General features: G+C 61.4%; 12 protein-coding genes and 1 tRNA gene. 11 read left to right on the top strand and 2 right to left on the bottom strand.

All coding sequences use genetic code 11. The annotated features are described in order from the left end of the window. From IP91_RS25570 to rpoC, 10 genes are all read left to right on the top strand, one after another. A partial coding sequence (locus IP91_RS25570; RefSeq protein ID WP_145653391.1) for an EF-Tu C-terminal domain-related protein occupies positions 1–369 on the top strand: 369 nt, incomplete at its 5' end. Positions 370–464: 95 nt separating this feature from the next. After that, positions 465–540: transfer RNA gene (locus IP91_RS25565), tRNA-Trp, on the top strand. A gap of 35 nt (positions 541–575) precedes the next feature. After that, entirely contained in the window at positions 576–959 is a 384-nt protein-coding gene (secE, locus tag IP91_RS25560) for a preprotein translocase subunit SecE (RefSeq protein WP_145653389.1), read from the top strand. Next, positions 960–1577 carry a transcription termination/antitermination protein NusG gene (gene nusG / locus IP91_RS25555; protein ID WP_145653387.1) on the top strand — a complete coding sequence of 206 codons (618 nt, stop codon included), beginning with the start codon at positions 960–962 and terminating at the stop codon, positions 1575–1577. Positions 1578–1678: 101 nt separating this feature from the next. After that, entirely contained in the window at positions 1679–2110 is a 432-nt protein-coding gene (rplK, locus tag IP91_RS25550; protein WP_112939725.1) for a 50S ribosomal protein L11, read from the top strand. A gap of 2 nt (positions 2111–2112) precedes the next feature. Continuing rightward, entirely contained in the window at positions 2113–2808 is a 696-nt protein-coding gene (rplA, locus tag IP91_RS25545; RefSeq protein WP_145653385.1) for a 50S ribosomal protein L1, read from the top strand. Between the two features lie 252 nt (positions 2809–3060). Continuing rightward, a complete protein-coding gene (gene rplJ, locus IP91_RS25540; protein WP_145653406.1) occupies positions 3061–3606 on the top strand; it encodes a 50S ribosomal protein L10 in 546 nt (181 codons plus the stop codon). A 67-nt stretch (positions 3607–3673) separates the two neighbouring features. Beyond that, entirely contained in the window at positions 3674–4048 is a 375-nt protein-coding gene (rplL, locus tag IP91_RS25535; RefSeq protein ID WP_145653383.1) for a 50S ribosomal protein L7/L12, read from the top strand. Between the two features lie 256 nt (positions 4049–4304). Further along, positions 4305–8414 carry a DNA-directed RNA polymerase subunit beta gene (rpoB, locus tag IP91_RS25530; RefSeq protein ID WP_145653381.1) on the top strand — a complete coding sequence of 1370 codons (4110 nt, stop codon included), beginning with the start codon at positions 4305–4307 and terminating at the stop codon, positions 8412–8414. A gap of 70 nt (positions 8415–8484) precedes the next feature. After that, positions 8485–12726, top strand: a complete 4242-nt coding sequence (gene rpoC / locus IP91_RS25525) for a DNA-directed RNA polymerase subunit beta' (RefSeq protein WP_145653379.1) — start codon at positions 8485–8487, stop codon at positions 12724–12726. A 90-nt stretch (positions 12727–12816) separates the two neighbouring features. Here rpoC and IP91_RS25520 read toward each other — a convergent pair whose 3' ends face one another. Further along, positions 12817–13215: a GFA family protein gene (locus tag IP91_RS25520; protein ID WP_145653377.1), complete on the bottom strand. Its 399-nt coding sequence runs from the start codon at positions 13213–13215 to the stop codon at positions 12817–12819. A 108-nt stretch (positions 13216–13323) separates the two neighbouring features. On the opposite strand from IP91_RS25520, the gene IP91_RS25515 reads away from it, so the two are divergent. Continuing rightward, positions 13324–13932, top strand: coding sequence for a winged helix-turn-helix domain-containing protein (locus tag IP91_RS25515; RefSeq protein ID WP_145653375.1), 609 nt, complete (start codon positions 13324–13326; stop codon positions 13930–13932). A gap of 66 nt (positions 13933–13998) precedes the next feature. Here the strand turns inward: IP91_RS25515 and IP91_RS25510 are convergent, their stop codons facing one another. Beyond that, positions 13999–15423: a sensor histidine kinase gene (locus IP91_RS25510; RefSeq protein WP_145653373.1), complete on the bottom strand. Its 1425-nt coding sequence runs from the start codon at positions 15421–15423 to the stop codon at positions 13999–14001. Positions 15424–15589: the final 166 nt, after the last annotated feature.

The raw sequence follows: 15589 nt of genomic DNA, 5'->3' as shown, positions 1-15589 counted from the left end.
GACAACGTCGGTCTGCTGCTGCGCGGCACCAAGCGTGAAGACGTGCAGCGTGGCCAGGTTCTGGCCAAGCCGGGCTCGATCAAGCCGCACAACCACTTCACGGGCGAGATCTACGTTCTGTCGAAGGATGAAGGTGGCCGTCACACGCCATTCTTCAACAACTACCGTCCTCAGTTCTACTTCCGTACGACGGACGTGACCGGCTCGATCGAGCTGCCAGCGGACAAGGAAATGGTCATGCCAGGCGATAACGTGTCGATCACCGTCAAGCTGATCAACCCGATCGCGATGGAAGAAGGCCTGCGTTTTGCAATCCGCGAAGGCGGCCGTACCGTCGGCGCCGGCGTGGTTGCTAAAATCATCGCCTAAGCAGTTGTAGTTGCAGTAAGAATCCGCCGCCAGGTAGGACTAGCGCCCAACAGCGTTGGGTGCTAGAATAGCGGATTCCATTGGGAAGTTTTCGTAGGGGCGTAGCTCAATTGGCAGAGCGTCGGTCTCCAAAACCGAAGGTTGGGGGTTCGAGGCCCTCCGCCCCTGCCACCGAATTCTGGTGCAGGGCACCGAAAGTAAAAAGAATGTCTAATCAATCCGTGCAAACCGTTGGCACGAGCGGCGACAAGTTCAAGGTCGTGCTGGCGGTGGTTGCAGCGATTGCAGGCGTCGCCGGGTTCTTCTATCTGGCAGGTCAACCAACCCTGGTGCGGGCAGCTGCGCTTGTGGTTGGTTTGCTTATTTCCGTCGGCATTGCCTATACCTCCACTTCCGGTCGTGATTTCATCAATTTCGCGAAAGAAGCCGTTCGCGAGACCAAGAAGGTCGTCTGGCCCACCCGCAAGGAAGCCACGCAAATCACCCTGCTGGTGTTTGCCTTCGTGGTCGTGATGGCGATCTTCCTGTGGGGTACGGACAAGCTGCTTGAATTCCTGTTGTACGACTTGATTCTGGGTTGGAAAAATTAAATGAGCGATAACGTGCAAGAGCAGGACGACGCGACCGGCGAAGTTCCGGCGCAAGACGCTGGCGCACCGCTCAGCGTCCCAGTCAGCAATAAGCGTTGGTACGTTGTGCATGCCTACTCCGGCATGGAGAAGAGCGTGCAGCGCGCCCTGACGGAGCGCGTCGAGCGCGCCGGCATGCAGGAACAGTTCGGCCAGATCCTGGTTCCGACCGAAGAGGTCGTCGAAGTCAAGAATGGCCAGAAGTCCGTGACCGAACGCCGTTTCTTCCCGGGCTACGTGCTGGTGGAAATGGAAATGACGGATGAAACGTGGCACCTGGTGAAGAATACCGCCAAGGTCACCGGTTTCATCGGCGGCAAATCGAACAAGCCGACGCCGATCCCTGCACGCGAGATCGACAAGATCATGATGCAGATGCAGGAAGGCGTCGAGAAGCCGCGGCCGAAAGTGCTGTACGAGGTGGGCGAACAGGTCCGCATCAAGGATGGTCCGTTCACCGATTTCAACGGCAATGTCGAAGAAGTCAACTACGAGAAATCCAAGGTGCGCGTGTCGGTCACGATCTTCGGTCGCGCAACCCCGGTCGAGCTCGAATTCGGCCAGGTCGAAAAAGTCTGATGTAGTCCACGCCCAACGGAGCGTCAATCCGTACGAGGAGCCCTGCCAGATAGTACCGGCGGGGCGCTACCACTCAAATCCCAACGATAGGAAACGCCATCATGGCAAAGAAAATCATTGGCTTTATCAAGCTGCAAGTGCCAGCTGGTAAGGCAAACCCATCCCCACCGATCGGCCCGGCACTGGGTCAGCGCGGCCTGAACATCATGGAATTCTGCAAGGCGTTCAACGCCCAGACGCAGGGCATGGAACCAGGCATGCCGATTCCGGTGGTGATCACCGCCTTCGCGGACAAGTCCTTCACCTTCGTGATGAAGACCCCACCAGCCACGTTCCTGATCAAGAAGCACTCGGGCGTGCAAAAAGGTTCGCCGAAGCCACATACCGACAAGGTCGGCACGCTGACGCGCGCACAAGCTGAAGAAATCGCAAAACTGAAAACCCCGGACCTGACCGCCGCCGACCTGGAAGCCGCTGTACGCACCATCGCCGGTTCCGCTCGTTCGATGGGCATCACCGTCGAGGGGATCTGATCATGGCAAAACTGTCCAAACGCGCACAAGCCATCAAGGCTAAAGTAGACCGTACCAAAGTGTACGCCTTCGACAACGCCGTCTCGCTGATCAAGGAACTGGCCACCGCCAAGTTCAATGAATCGATCGACGTGTCCGTCCAGCTGGGCGTGGATCCGAAGAAATCGGACCAGGTCGTTCGCGGCTCCGTCGTGCTGCCAGCCGGCACCGGCAAGACCGTTCGCGTCGCCGTGTTCGCCTCCGGCGACAAGGCCGAAGCTGCCAAGGCAGCCGGTGCAGACGTGGTCGGCATGGAAGACCTGGCAGAACGCGTGAAGGCCGGCGACATGCCGTTCGACATCGTGATCGCCTCGCCTGACACCATGCGTATCGTCGGTACCCTGGGCCAGATCCTGGGCCCACGCGGCCTGATGCCGAACCCGAAGGTCGGTACCGTGACGCCTGACGTCGCCACCGCCGTGAAGAACGCCAAAGCCGGCCAGGTCCAGTACCGTACCGACAAGGCAGGTATCATCCACGCCACGATCGGCCGCAAGTCGTTCACCGACGCAGATCTGAAGAGCAACCTGGTTGCCCTGATCGATGCGCTGAACAAGGCCAAGCCGGCCTCGTCGAAAGGCGTGTACCTGCGCAAGGTCTCCCTGTCGTCGACGATGGGCGCGGGCGTTCGCGTGGATCAGACCACGCTGGCTGCCTAAGCAACAGAATCAAGCCCCGGTGGAATACTAACCGGGCACATCTTTGGGCTGGTCCGTACGGAAGTGCGGGCCAGGCAATCAAAGACCGTTGGGCCGGAAGCAGCAGGCAGGCAACTGGTTAATGAACAGCGATGTTCCCCAACGCAGATGGTGTACCCGAACAAGTTTTGCAGTCCATTGGACTCCTAACCTCGGACGCCGTTGTTCGAAACCGATGCGGAAATTTTTCTGCATCCTTTAAGGAGATTGACCGTGGGTCTCAATCTGAATGACAAAAAGGCCGTCGTCGCCGAAGTTTCCGCAAAAGTAGCATCTGCGCAAACGATCGTCGTGGCTGAGTACCGTGGCATCCAGGTTGCTCACTTGACGAAACTCCGTGCAACCGCGCGTGCCCAGGGCGTGTACCTGCGTGTTCTGAAGAACACGCTGGCCCGTCGCTCTGTCGAAGGCACGCAGTTCGCCAACCTGTCCGACGCAATGACCGGTCCGCTGATCTACTCGATCTCGGACGATGCCGTGGCCGCAGCGAAAGTCATTTCCGACTTCGCCAAGACCAACGACAAGCTGGTCATCAAGGCAGGTAACTTTGCAGGCAAGCAGCTCGATGTGGCTGGCGTGTCGGCACTGGCGAACATCCCGAGCCGTGAAGTCCTGCTGGCCCAGCTGGCTGGTGTCTGGCTGGCTCCGGTGTCGAGCTTTGCACGTGGTCTGGCTGCCCTGGCAGCCAAAAACAGCGAAGGCGCCGAAGCGCCTGCAGCAGACGCAGCCCCAGCGGCTGAAGAAGCGCCGGCCGCTTGATTGCTGCCCGTTGTTGGACAAGTCAAGTAATCAATCTGTAAGCATACAAATCAATTAGGAGTTTCAAATGGCAATTAGCAAAGAAGATATCCTGGAAGCCGTTGGCAACCTGACCGTGCTGGAACTGAACGACCTGGTCAAGGCGTTCGAAGAGAAGTTCGGCGTGTCGGCAGCTGCCCTGTCGGCACCTGCAGCTGGCGGCGCAGGCCCTGCAGCTGCTGCTGAAGAGCAGACCGAGTTCAACCTGGTCCTGTCGGAAGTCGGCGCGAACAAGGTCGGCGTCATCAAGGCCGTGCGTGAAATCACCGGTCTGGGCCTGAAAGAAGCCAAAGACGTGGTCGACGGCGCACCGAAGGTCGTGAAGGAAGCCCTGTCGAAAGCTGACGCTGAAGCCGGCAAGAAGAAGCTGGAAGATGCAGGCGCCAAGGCTGACCTGAAGTAATTCGTATCATCGGCGCCGGCAACACTTAGCGCCCGAGCCAAAGTCCAGGCTCTCCTTCTGAAAAGGGGGAGGGCCGGCTTTGGCTCCTTTGTCGTCTCTGCTGTATTTAGTTGTTGAAGTAGCTTCTTTTGTGCCTTTTGTTTCCCCGCAGGAGCGGTAGTGCCTTGAGGTTTCGCCTGAATGTTAGCCCCGCTGTCGCGAGCATACAAGCCGAAACCTGAATTCTCTACCCTTTCCTGTCACTCACGGAGTGTCCATGCACTACTCATTTACTGAGAAGAAACGCATTCGCAAATCATTCGCGAAACGCGCCAACGTCCACAACGTTCCGTTCCTGCTGGCGACCCAGCTCGAGTCGTACGAAAACTTCTTGCAAGAGCACACTCCGGTGGCGACCCGCAAGAACGAAGGCCTGCAGTCGGCCTTCAGTTCCATCTTCCCGATCGTTTCGCATAACGGCTTTGCACGCCTGGAGTTCCTCTCCTACGTGCTGGGCGATCCCGCCTTCGACGTGAAAGAGTGCCAGCTCCGTGGCCTGACCTTCGCTTCGCCGCTGCGCGCGAAAGTGCGCCTGGTGATCCTGGACAAGGAATCGCCAACCAAGCCGGTCGTCAAGGAAATGAAGGAGCAGGAAGTCTACATGGGCGAACTGCCCCTGATGACGACCACCGGCTCGTTCGTGATCAACGGCACCGAGCGTGTCATCGTGTCGCAGCTGCACCGTTCCCCGGGCGTGTTCTTCGAGCACGACCGCGGCAAGACGCACTCGTCCGGCAAGCTGCTGTTCTCGGCACGGATCATTCCTTACCGCGGCTCGTGGCTCGACTTCGAGTTCGACCCGAAGGACATCCTGTACTTCCGCGTCGACCGTCGCCGCAAGATGCCGGTGTCGATCCTGCTGAAGGCCATCGGCATGACGCCGGAACAGATCCTGGCGAACTTCTTCGTGTTCGACAACTTCAACCTGCGCTCGGAAGGCGGCGAACTCGAGTTCGTGGCCGAACGCCTGCGCGGTGAAGTCGCGCGCTTCGACATCGTCAATCCGAAGGATGGCAAGACGATCGTCACGAAGGACAAGCGCATCAACGCCAAGCACGTGCGCGAGATCGAAGCCGCCGGCATCGCCCATATCTCGGTGCCGGAAGACTACCTGCTGGGCCGCGTGCTGGCCAAGAACATCGTCGATCCGGAAACGGGCGAAGTGGTGGCCTCGGCCAACGACGAGCTGACCGAAGAGCTGCTGGGCCGCCTGCGCGACGCCAACATCGCCTCCGTGCAGACGCTGTACACGAACGACCTGGACCAGGGTGCGTACATCTCGCAGACCCTGCGCATCGACGACACCGCCGACCAGACCGCCGCCCGCGTGGCGATCTACCGCATGATGCGTCCTGGCGAACCGCCAACGGAAGAATCGGTGGAAGCGCTGTTCAACGGCCTGTTCTACAGCTCCGACCGTTACGACCTGTCCGCCGTCGGCCGCATGAAGTTCAACCGCCGCATCGGCCGTGACGAACTGACCGGCGCGATGACGCTGGCCAACGAAGACGTGCTGGCCGTGATCAAGATCCTCGTCGAGCTGCGCAATGGCCGCGGCGAAGTCGATGACATCGATCACCTGGGCAACCGTCGCGTGCGCTGCGTGGGCGAACTGGCGGAAAACCAGTTCCGCGCCGGCCTCGTGCGCGTGGAACGCGCCGTCAAGGAACGCCTCGGCCAGGCCGAAGCCGACAACCTGATGCCGCATGACCTGATCAACAGCAAGCCGATTTCGGCCGCGATCCGCGAATTCTTCGGTTCGTCGCAGCTGTCCCAGTTCATGGACCAGACCAACCCGCTGTCCGAGATCACCCACAAGCGCCGTGTTTCCGCACTGGGCCCGGGCGGCCTGACACGCGAACGCGCCGGCTTCGAGGTGCGCGACGTGCACCCGACCCACTACGGCCGCGTGTGCCCGATCGAAACGCCGGAAGGCCCGAACATCGGCCTGATCAACTCGCTGGCACTGTACGCCCGCCTGAATGAATACGGCTTCCTGGAAACCCCGTACCGCAAGGTCGAAGGCACCAAGGTCACCGACAAGATCGACTACCTGTCCGCCATCGAGGAAGGCCGCTACATCATTGCGCAGGCAAATGCCCGCATCAATGAAAACGGCATCCTGGACGACGAACTGGTGTCGGCCCGTGAAGCCGGCGAAACGATCCTGGTCTCGCCGGAACGCATCCAGTACATGGACGTGGCGCCGGGCCAGATCGTCTCCGTCGCTGCCTCGCTGATTCCGTTCCTGGAACACGATGACGCGAACCGTGCACTGATGGGCGCCAACATGCAGCGCCAGGCCGTGCCTTGCCTGCGCCCTGAAAAGGCGCTGGTCGGTACCGGCATCGAACGCACCGTGGCAGTCGACTCGGGCACCACCGTGCAGGCACTGCGCGGCGGCGTGGTGGACTACATCGATGCGGGCCGTGTCGTGATCCGCGTGAACGATGAAGAAGCGCAGGCTGGCGAAGTCGGCGTGGACATCTACAACCTGATCAAGTACACCCGTTCGAACCAGAACACCAACATCAACCAGCGTCCGATCGTGCAGGTGGGCGACCGCGTGGCCAAGGGCGACGTGATCGCCGACGGCGCATCGACCGACCTGGGCGAACTGGCGCTGGGCCAGAACATGACCGTGGCCTTCATGCCATGGAACGGCCTGAACTTCGAGGATTCGATCCTGATCTCGGAAAACGTCGTCAAGGACGACCGTTACACCTCGATCCACATCGAAGAACTGTCCGTGGTCGCTCGCGACACCAAGCTGGGTGCCGAAGAGATCACGCGCGACATCTCGAACCTGGCGGAAAACCAGCTGGCCCGCCTGGACGAATCGGGCATCGTGTACATCGGCGCCGAAGTGCAGGCCGGCGACACGCTGGTCGGCAAGGTCACGCCAAAAGGCGAGACGCAACTGACGCCGGAAGAGAAGCTGCTGCGCGCGATCTTCGGTGAAAAAGCCTCCGACGTGAAGGACACGTCGCTGCGCGTGCCGTCCGGCATGGTCGGTACCGTCATCGACGTGCAGGTGTTCACCCGCGAAGGCATCCCGCGCGACAAGCGCGCCCAGCAGATCATCGACGACGAGCTGAAGCGCTACCGCCTGGACCTGAACGACCAGATGCGTATCGTGGAGGGCGATGCCTTCCAGCGTCTGGAGAAAATGCTGATCGGTAAAGTCGTCAACGGCGGTCCGAAGAAGCTGGCGAAGGGCGCCGCGATCACCAAGGATTACCTGGCCGATCTGGACAAGTACCACTGGTTCGACATCCGCCCGGCCGATGACGATGCGGCCACCGCGCTGGAAGCGATCAAGGAATCGATCAACGAGAAGCGCCACCAGTTCGACCTGGCCTTCGAAGAGAAGCGCAAGAAGCTGACGCAGGGCGACGAGCTGCAGCCTGGCGTGCAGAAGATGGTCAAGGTCTACCTGGCCGTCAAGCGCCGCCTGCAGTCGGGCGACAAGATGGCCGGCCGTCACGGCAACAAGGGTGTGGTCTCGCGTATCGTGCCGGTGGAAGACATGCCTTACATGGCCGACGGCACGCCGGCGGACGTGGTGCTCAATCCGCTGGGCGTTCCGTCCCGCATGAACGTGGGTCAGATCCTCGAGACCCACCTGGGCTGGGCAGCCAAGGGCCTGGGCATCCGCATCGGCGAAATGCTGCAGGCGCAGATCAAGGTCGAAGAGATGCGCAAGTACCTGACGACCGTGTACAACGAGTCCGGCGCGAAGGAAGACATCGCCAACTTCAGCGACGACGAAATCATGAATCTGGCCGTCAACCTGAAGAAGGGCGTGCCGTTCGCGACGCCGGTGTTCGACGGTGCGCACGAATCGGAAATCCGCCGCATGCTGGACCTGGCGTACCCGGACGAGATCGCCGCGAAACTGGGCATGACCCCGTCCAAGAACCAGGTCACGATGTACGACGGCCGCACCGGCGAAGCGTTCGAGCGCAAGGTCACCGTCGGCGTGATGCACATGCTCAAGCTGCATCACCTGGTCGACGACAAGATGCACGCCCGTTCCACCGGTCCTTACTCGCTGGTGACGCAGCAGCCACTGGGCGGTAAAGCCCAGTTCGGCGGCCAGCGCTTCGGCGAGATGGAGGTGTGGGCACTGGAAGCGTACGGCGCATCGTACGTGCTGCAGGAAATGCTGACCGTGAAGTCCGATGACGTGAATGGCCGTACCAAAGTGTACGAAAACCTCGTCAAGGGCGATCACGTGATCGAGGCCGGCATGCCGGAATCGTTCAACGTGCTGGTGAAGGAAATCCGTTCCCTGGGTATCGATATCGACCTGGAACGCACCTAAGCTGCACGCCGCCCGGGAAGCCAGCGCTTCCCGGGCAACTTCAAGAATTCATCACTACCTGGAGTGATACATGAAAGCCCTGCTCGATCTATTCAAGCAAGTACAGACGAACGAGACCTTTGACGCGATCAAGATCGGTCTCGCCTCGCCTGAAAAAATCCGTTCGTGGTCCTACGGCGAAGTCAAGAAGCCGGAAACCATCAACTACCGTACCTTCAAGCCGGAACGCGACGGCCTGTTCTGCGCTAAGATCTTTGGCCCGATCAAGGACTACGAGTGCCTGTGCGGCAAGTACAAGCGCCTGAAGCACCGCGGCGTGATCTGCGAGAAGTGCGGCGTCGAAGTCACGCTGGCCAAGGTGCGCCGCGAGCGCATGGGCCACATCGAGCTGGCCTCGCCGGTCGCCCACATCTGGTTCCTGAAATCGCTGCCGTCGCGCCTGGGCATGGTCCTGGACATGACGCTGCGCGATATCGAACGCGTGCTGTACTTCGAAGCATACGTCGTGACCGATCCGGGCATGACGCCGCTGAAGAAGTGCCAGATCATGTCGGAAGACGACTACGCCGCCAAGTACGAAGAGTACGGTGACGACTTCACCGCATTCATGGGCGCCGAAGGCATCCGTGAACTGCTGCGCTCGATCGACATCCATCGCGATGCCGAAACGCTGCGCGTGGAGCTGAAGGAGTCGAAGTCCGAAGCGAAGATCAAGAAATACGCCAAGCGCCTGAAAGTGCTGGAAGCGTTCCAGCGTTCCGGCATCAAGCCGGACTGGATGATCATGGAAGTGCTGCCGGTGCTGCCGCCGGAACTGCGCCCGCTTGTCCCGCTGGATGGCGGCCGTTTCGCCACGTCCGACCTGAACGACCTGTACCGCCGCGTCATCAACCGTAATAACCGCCTGAAGCGCCTGATGGAACTGCGCGCACCGGAAATCATTACGCGTAACGAGAAGCGCATGCTGCAGGAAGCAGTGGACTCGCTGCTGGACAACGGCCGTCGCGGCAAGGCGATGACCGGTGCCAACAAGCGTCCGCTGAAGTCGCTGGCTGAAATGATCAAGGGTAAAGGCGGTCGCTTCCGTCAGAACCTGCTGGGCAAGCGCGTCGACTACTCGGGCCGTTCGGTCATCGTGGTGGGTCCGCAGCTGAAACTGCACCAGTGCGGTCTGCCGAAGCTGATGGCCCTGGAGCTGTTCAAGCCCTTCATCTTCAACAAGCTGGAACTGATGGGTCTGGCCACGACCATCAAGGCCGCGAAGAAGCTGGTGGAGCAGCAGGAACCGGTCGTCTGGGACATCCTGGAAGACGTGATCCGCGAACACCCGATCATGCTGAACCGCGCACCAACGCTGCACCGCCTGGGTATCCAGGCGTTCGAGCCGGTGCTGATCGAAGGCAAGGCGATCCAGCTGCACCCGCTGGTCTGCGCCGCGTTCAACGCCGACTTCGACGGTGACCAGATGGCCGTCCACGTGCCGCTGTCGATCGAAGCGCAGATGGAAGCGCGTACGCTGATGCTGGCGTCGAACAACATCCTGTTCCCGTCGAACGGCGAACCGTCGATCGTGCCGTCCCAGGATATCGTGCTGGGTCTGTACTACGCAACGCGCGAGGCGATCAACGCCAAGGGCGAGGGCATGCTGTTCCCGGACGTGTCGGAAGTCATCCGCGCGTACGACAACAAGGAAGTGGAACTGGCCACGCGCATCACCGTGCGTATCGTCGAAAACCCGCGCGATCCGGCAACGGGCGAATTCGTCCGCACGCTGACCCGTTACGAAACGACGGTCGGCCGCGCCATCCTGTCCGAGATCCTGCCGAAAGGCCTGCCGTTCAGCGTGCTGAACCGCTCGCTGAAGAAGAAGGAAATCTCGAAGCTGATCAACACGTCGTTCCGCAAGTGCGGCCTGCGTGCCACCGTGGTGTTTGCCGACCAGCTGATGCAGTCGGGCTTCCGCCTGGCGACGCGCGCCGGTATCTCGATCTGCGTGGACGACATGCTGGTGCCGGACGTGAAGAAGACGCTGATCGCCACGGCCGAATCGGAAGTGAAACAGATCGAGCAGCAGTACGCTTCGGGTCTGGTCACCGCCGGCGAGCGTTACAACAAGGTCGTCGACATCTGGGGCAAGACGTCCGATGAAGTCGGCAAGGCCATGATGGACCAGCTGAAAGTGGAAGACGTCGTCAAGCGCGACGGCACCCAGACGACCCAGGAATCGTTCAACGCGATTTACATGATGGCCGACTCGGGCGCCCGCGGTTCCGCGGCACAGATCCGCCAGCTGGCCGGTATGCGCGGCCTGATGGCGAAACCGGATGGCTCGATCATTGAAACGCCGATCACGGCGAACTTCCGTGAAGGCCTGAACGTTCTGCAGTACTTCATCTCCACGCACGGTGCCCGTAAGGGTCTGGCCGATACGGCGCTGAAGACGGCAAACTCGGGTTACCTGACGCGCCGCCTGGTCGACGTGACGCAGGATCTGGTGGTGATCGAGGACGATTGCGGTACGTCCAACGGCACGCACATGAAGGCCATGGTCGAAGGTGGTGAAGTCATCGAAGCGCTGCGCGACCGTATCCTGGGCCGCGTTGCGAACAACGACATCGTCAATCCTGAAACCCAGGAAACCGTGTACGAAGCCGGCACGCTGCTGGACGAAGACATGGTCGAGGATATCGAGCGCCTGGGCATCGACGAAGTGAAGGTGCGTACGCCGCTGACCTGCGACACGCGCTTCGGCCTGTGCGCCAAGTGCTACGGCCGCGACCTGGGCCGCGGCATGCTGGTCAACTCCGGCGAAGCCGTCGGTGTGGTGGCAGCACAGTCGATCGGTGAGCCGGGTACCCAGCTGACGATGCGTACGTTCCACATCGGTGGTGCGGCATCGCGCGCTGCGGTGGCCTCGTCCGTCGAAGCGAAGTCGAACGGTATCATCCGCTTCACGGCAACCATGCGTTACGTCACGAACGGCAAGGGCGCGCAGATCGTCATTTCCCGTTCCGGCGAAGTGCTGATCACGGACGATCACGGCCGTGAACGCGAGCGTCACAAGGTGCCTTACGGCGCGACGCTGAACGTCAAGGACGGCATGACGGTGAAAGCCGGCATCGCCCTGGCAACGTGGGATCCGCTGACCCGTCCGATCATTACCGAGTACGCCGGTACGGTGCGCTTCGAGAATGTGGAAGAAGGCGTCACGGTGGCACGCCAGGTCGATGAAGTGACCGGCCTGGCCACGCTGGTGGTGATCGATGCGAAGCGTCGTGGCTCGCTGACGAAGACGGTGCGTCCGCAGGTGAAACTGCTGAACGAAGAAGGCCATGAAGTGAAGATCGCCGGCACGGAACACGCCGTGGCGATCGGCTTCCAGGTCGGCGCGCTGATCATGGTGAAGGACGGCCAGCAGGTATCGGTCGGTGAAGTGCTGGCACGTATTCCAACGGAATCGCAGAAGACCCGCGACATTACCGGTGGTCTGCCACGCGTTGCCGAGCTGTTCGAAGCCCGCTCCCCGAAAGACGCCAGCATGCTGGCGGAAGTCACCGGTACGGTGGCATTCGGTAAGGAGACGAAGGGCAAGCAGCGCCTGGAAATCACCGACATGGACGGCAACAAGCACGAGTTCCTGATCACGAAGGACAAGCAGGTGCTGGTGCACGACGGCCAGGTGGTGAACAAGGGCGAGATGATCGTGGACGGCCCGGCCGATCCGCAGGACATCCTCCGTCTGCTGGGTATCGAAGCGCTGGCACGTTACATCGTCGACGAAGTGCAGGACGTGTACCGTCTGCAGGGCGTGAAGATCAACGACAAGCACATCGAGGTGATCGTTCGCCAGATGCTGCGCCGCGTGCAGATCCAGAACGCCGGCGACACGGACTACATCGTGGGCGAACAGGTGGAACGTTCGGAACTGCTGGGCGAGAACGACAAGATGAACGCCGCAGGCAAGCTGCCGGCCACGTATGAAAACGTGCTGCTGGGTATTACCAAGGCTTCGCTGTCGACGGATTCGTTCATCTCCGCCGCCTCGTTCCAGGAAACCACCCGCGTGCTGACGGAAGCTGCGATCATGGGCAAGCGCGATGGTCTGCGTGGCCTGAAGGAAAACGTGATCGTCGGCCGCCTGATCCCTGGCGGTACCGGCCTGGCCTTCCACCGCGCCCGCCGCGAGAAGGAAGTCTGGGAAGCGGAAGAACGCACCGCGCTGCTGCAGGCAGAACGTGCCGCAGCCGGTGCCGAACTGGAAGCGCTGGAAAGCGCCCCGGCCGAGCAGCACCTGGATGGTGGCGAGGCGTAAGTCTCACCCTGATCCACATTCGGGCCTGACGGCCTGGAACAAGAACGGCACCTTGGGGTGCCGTTTTTTTTTGACTGTCGCCTTGGCTGCCTAGAGGTGCGACGTCACCGCAGGAGGTGTCTGCCAGTCGTCATGGCGGCCATCGACGTATCGCACCGGCGCCGCGGCGAGTTCCTCGTCGCTCACGTCATCGAGCGTTGCCACGTTGACGATGACGAAATCGCCGTGCGTTGGCGACGTGGTGAAGATGAACGGCTGCACGCCGCAATGGCGGCAGAAGCGGTGCCGCTCCACGTGGCGGCCGAAGGTATAGTCCGTCAGCGCGTCCTCGCCCTGCAGCAGGACGAACCGTGACCGCGGCATCGTCGCGCCCCACCAGCGTTTCTTCGTGCAGATCGAGCAGTTGCAGCGGAGGGTGCCGTCCGCCAGGTCGAAGGTGGCGGCATACCGCACCGCGCCGCAGTGGCAGCTGCCCTGATGCGTCTTCATGGCGTTTTCCATTTCACTGAACCCCAGTAATCTGATCCGGCGATTGTAGCGTCCGGCACGGGCCGTGGCGTGGCGCCGTCGCGGATCTGCCATGCTAAGATTTGGTCCATGATTCCCTCGGCCCTGTTTTCCCCCGCCCAGCAGAAACTGCTGGGCTTGTTGTTTGTACGAGTCAACGAAGGCTTCCACCTGAACGAGATCATGCGGCAGACGGGGCTCGGCAGCGCCTCCGCGCAGCGCGAACTGAAGCGGCTGCACGAGGCCGGGCTGATCGTCTCGGAACGCATCGGCAATGTGCGCCAGTTCCGGCCCAACAAGGACAGCCCCGTGTACGACGAGCTGGCGAGCATCGTGCGCAAGACGTTCAGCGTCGTCAGCGTGCTGCATTCCGTGCTGGCGCCGATGCGCAAGGCGCTGAACGTGGCCTTCGTGTACGGGAAGACGGCGCAGGAAGACGATGCGTCCACCGATGCCGTGGAGCTGCTGCTGATCGGCGAGAACACCACGTATGGCGAGCTGCTGAACCGGCTGCCGGCGGCGGAGCGGCTGCTGCGCCGCAAGATCAATCCCAACCTGTATTCGCTCCCCGATTTCCAGCGCCGCGTGCGGGACGGGCAGGGGTTCATCCTGAACATGCTCGACGGGCGGAAGGTGTTCGTGCTGGGGCACCAGGAGGTGCTGGACGAGATCGTGAAGACGGCGTTGCTTCAAAAATAGCAAAAATAGGGACAGACCCCATTTTCTCGGCAATTGTTTCCTGAAAAATGGGGTCTGTCCCTATTTTCAGCGGGCGCGGTCGGGGACGGGAAAGGGGTCAGGGAGCGCCGCTGACGGGGCCGGCAGCGGGCGCTCCTTCGGAAAAACCAGGGTAAAGCGGGTGTAGTTGCCTACCTCCGACTCGCAGCGGATGGTGCCACCGAAGGCGGTGACGACCTTGTGGCAGAACGCCAGGCCCATGCCCGTGCCGCCGCCCGTCTTGCGGGTCGTGTAGAACGGCTCGAACACGTGGGGCAGCACGTCCGCGGCGATGCCGTGGCCGGTGTCCGTCACCATCAGCAGGTTCTGGTCCCCATCGCGCAGCGCTTCCACCCGCACGGTGCCGCGGCCCTTCACGCGCGTGGCCTGCAGCGCGTTCTTCAGCAGGTTGTACAGCACGTAGACGAGCAGCGTATCCGAGCCGTAGAAGCGGAAATCGTCGCGCACCGCCACGCTCACGCGTTCCCGTTCGTGCTCGGTAAAGGGATAGCAGGCCAGCGCCTCCTCCACCGCTCCCTTCACGGAGTGCAGCGCGAACGTGTCCCGTTCCAGGCTGCCGATGCGGGCCGAGGCCAGCAGCATGTCGACGATGAAGTTCGAGCGCGACACTTCGGCCTCGATGTGCTGGGCGATCTCGCTCAGGTAGGCCAGCTGGTCGTCGCTCAGGCCGGACGTCTGCGAGCGCCGGTAGCCGGCGATCAGCTCCGGCAGGTTGCGCGCCAGCACGCGCGACTGGCTGCGGATCGTGGCCAGCGGCGTGCGCACCTCGTGGGCGATGCTGGCCGCCGTGGCCAGCGGATCGGCCAGCAGGTTGTGCCGCACCATCGCCTGGGCGATCAGCCCCAGGCTGGCGGCAATGAACAGCACGCCCGGCGGATAGAACTCCACGCCGTAGTTGCACAGGTAATCCACCGCCGCGAAAAAATAGATCAGGATGCTGAACAGGCAATAGCGCAGCCGCGCCTTTTCCGTCGACATCGCCAGCCCTTGCCGGCGGTACAGCAGGTACAGGCCGCGCAGCACCACGGTCACCGTTTGCACCAGGTGCACGGGGTGCAGCCAGCCCGCTTTCGGGTAGTAGCCGAAGAAGTAGGTGTACATGCCGGACAGGAACCAGTCCGTCGAGGCCGTCAGCAGGGTCAGCAGGGCGGCCAGCGCATAGCTGGCCTGCACGAAGGGCTTCTCGCCCCGCTGGCCCGTCAGTTCGGCAATGAAGTGGTACAGCGTGGTGGGGAGGAACAGGATCGGCAGGTAGCCTAGCCTGGCCAGCATCAAGGCTGTCTCGGGATTGTGTACCTGGAACAGCAGTGCCCACGTGGCCTGCCAGCTGAAAGTGGTGATGCAGACCAGGAAGAATGTCAGGCTGATGCTCGTCGTGCCGCGCGAGTTGAGCACGTAGGCGCCGTAGCTGAGAAAAACGAGGGACACCAGTGCCGGCAAGATCGAGTACATGCGCGCTCCTTGGCCATTAAATTTTTCTTAACAGGCAACCGATCTTAGCAACAGATTGTGGTGATGTCTTGCTCAACTGCACGCTATTCGCTATGGCTTTGCGGCAAGTCAAACGGCGAAAATGCTTTACGGCAAAAAGTAGAGGTGTTCGGAAAGTAAAACGAAC

Source organism: Pseudoduganella lurida (assembly GCF_007830455.1).
GTDB classification, from domain to species: domain Bacteria; phylum Pseudomonadota; class Gammaproteobacteria; order Burkholderiales; family Burkholderiaceae_D; genus Rugamonas; species Rugamonas lurida.
Note: the sequence above shows the minus strand (reverse complement) of the source record. Positions and strands in the feature narration are given on the sequence as shown.

What these genes read in the sequence shown, in the direction of transcription:
- secE (WP_145653389.1), top strand. Translation starts at nt 576, where the DNA reads ATGTCTAATCAATCCGTGCAAACCGTTGGCACGAGCGGCGACAAGTTC.
- nusG (WP_145653387.1), top strand. Translation starts at nt 960, where the DNA reads ATGAGCGATAACGTGCAAGAGCAGGACGACGCGACCGGCGAAGTTCCG.
- rplK (WP_112939725.1), top strand. Translation starts at nt 1,679, where the DNA reads ATGGCAAAGAAAATCATTGGCTTTATCAAGCTGCAAGTGCCAGCTGGT.
- rplA (WP_145653385.1), top strand. Translation starts at nt 2,113, where the DNA reads ATGGCAAAACTGTCCAAACGCGCACAAGCCATCAAGGCTAAAGTAGAC.
- rplL (WP_145653383.1), top strand. Translation starts at nt 3,674, where the DNA reads ATGGCAATTAGCAAAGAAGATATCCTGGAAGCCGTTGGCAACCTGACC.
- rpoB (WP_145653381.1), top strand. Translation starts at nt 4,305, where the DNA reads ATGCACTACTCATTTACTGAGAAGAAACGCATTCGCAAATCATTCGCG.
- rpoC (WP_145653379.1), top strand. Translation starts at nt 8,485, where the DNA reads ATGAAAGCCCTGCTCGATCTATTCAAGCAAGTACAGACGAACGAGACC.
- IP91_RS25520 (WP_145653377.1), bottom strand. Translation starts at nt 13,215, where the DNA reads ATGAAGACGCATCAGGGCAGCTGCCACTGCGGCGCGGTGCGGTATGCC.
- IP91_RS25515 (WP_145653375.1), top strand. Translation starts at nt 13,324, where the DNA reads ATGATTCCCTCGGCCCTGTTTTCCCCCGCCCAGCAGAAACTGCTGGGC.
- IP91_RS25510 (WP_145653373.1), bottom strand. Translation starts at nt 15,423, where the DNA reads ATGTACTCGATCTTGCCGGCACTGGTGTCCCTCGTTTTTCTCAGCTAC.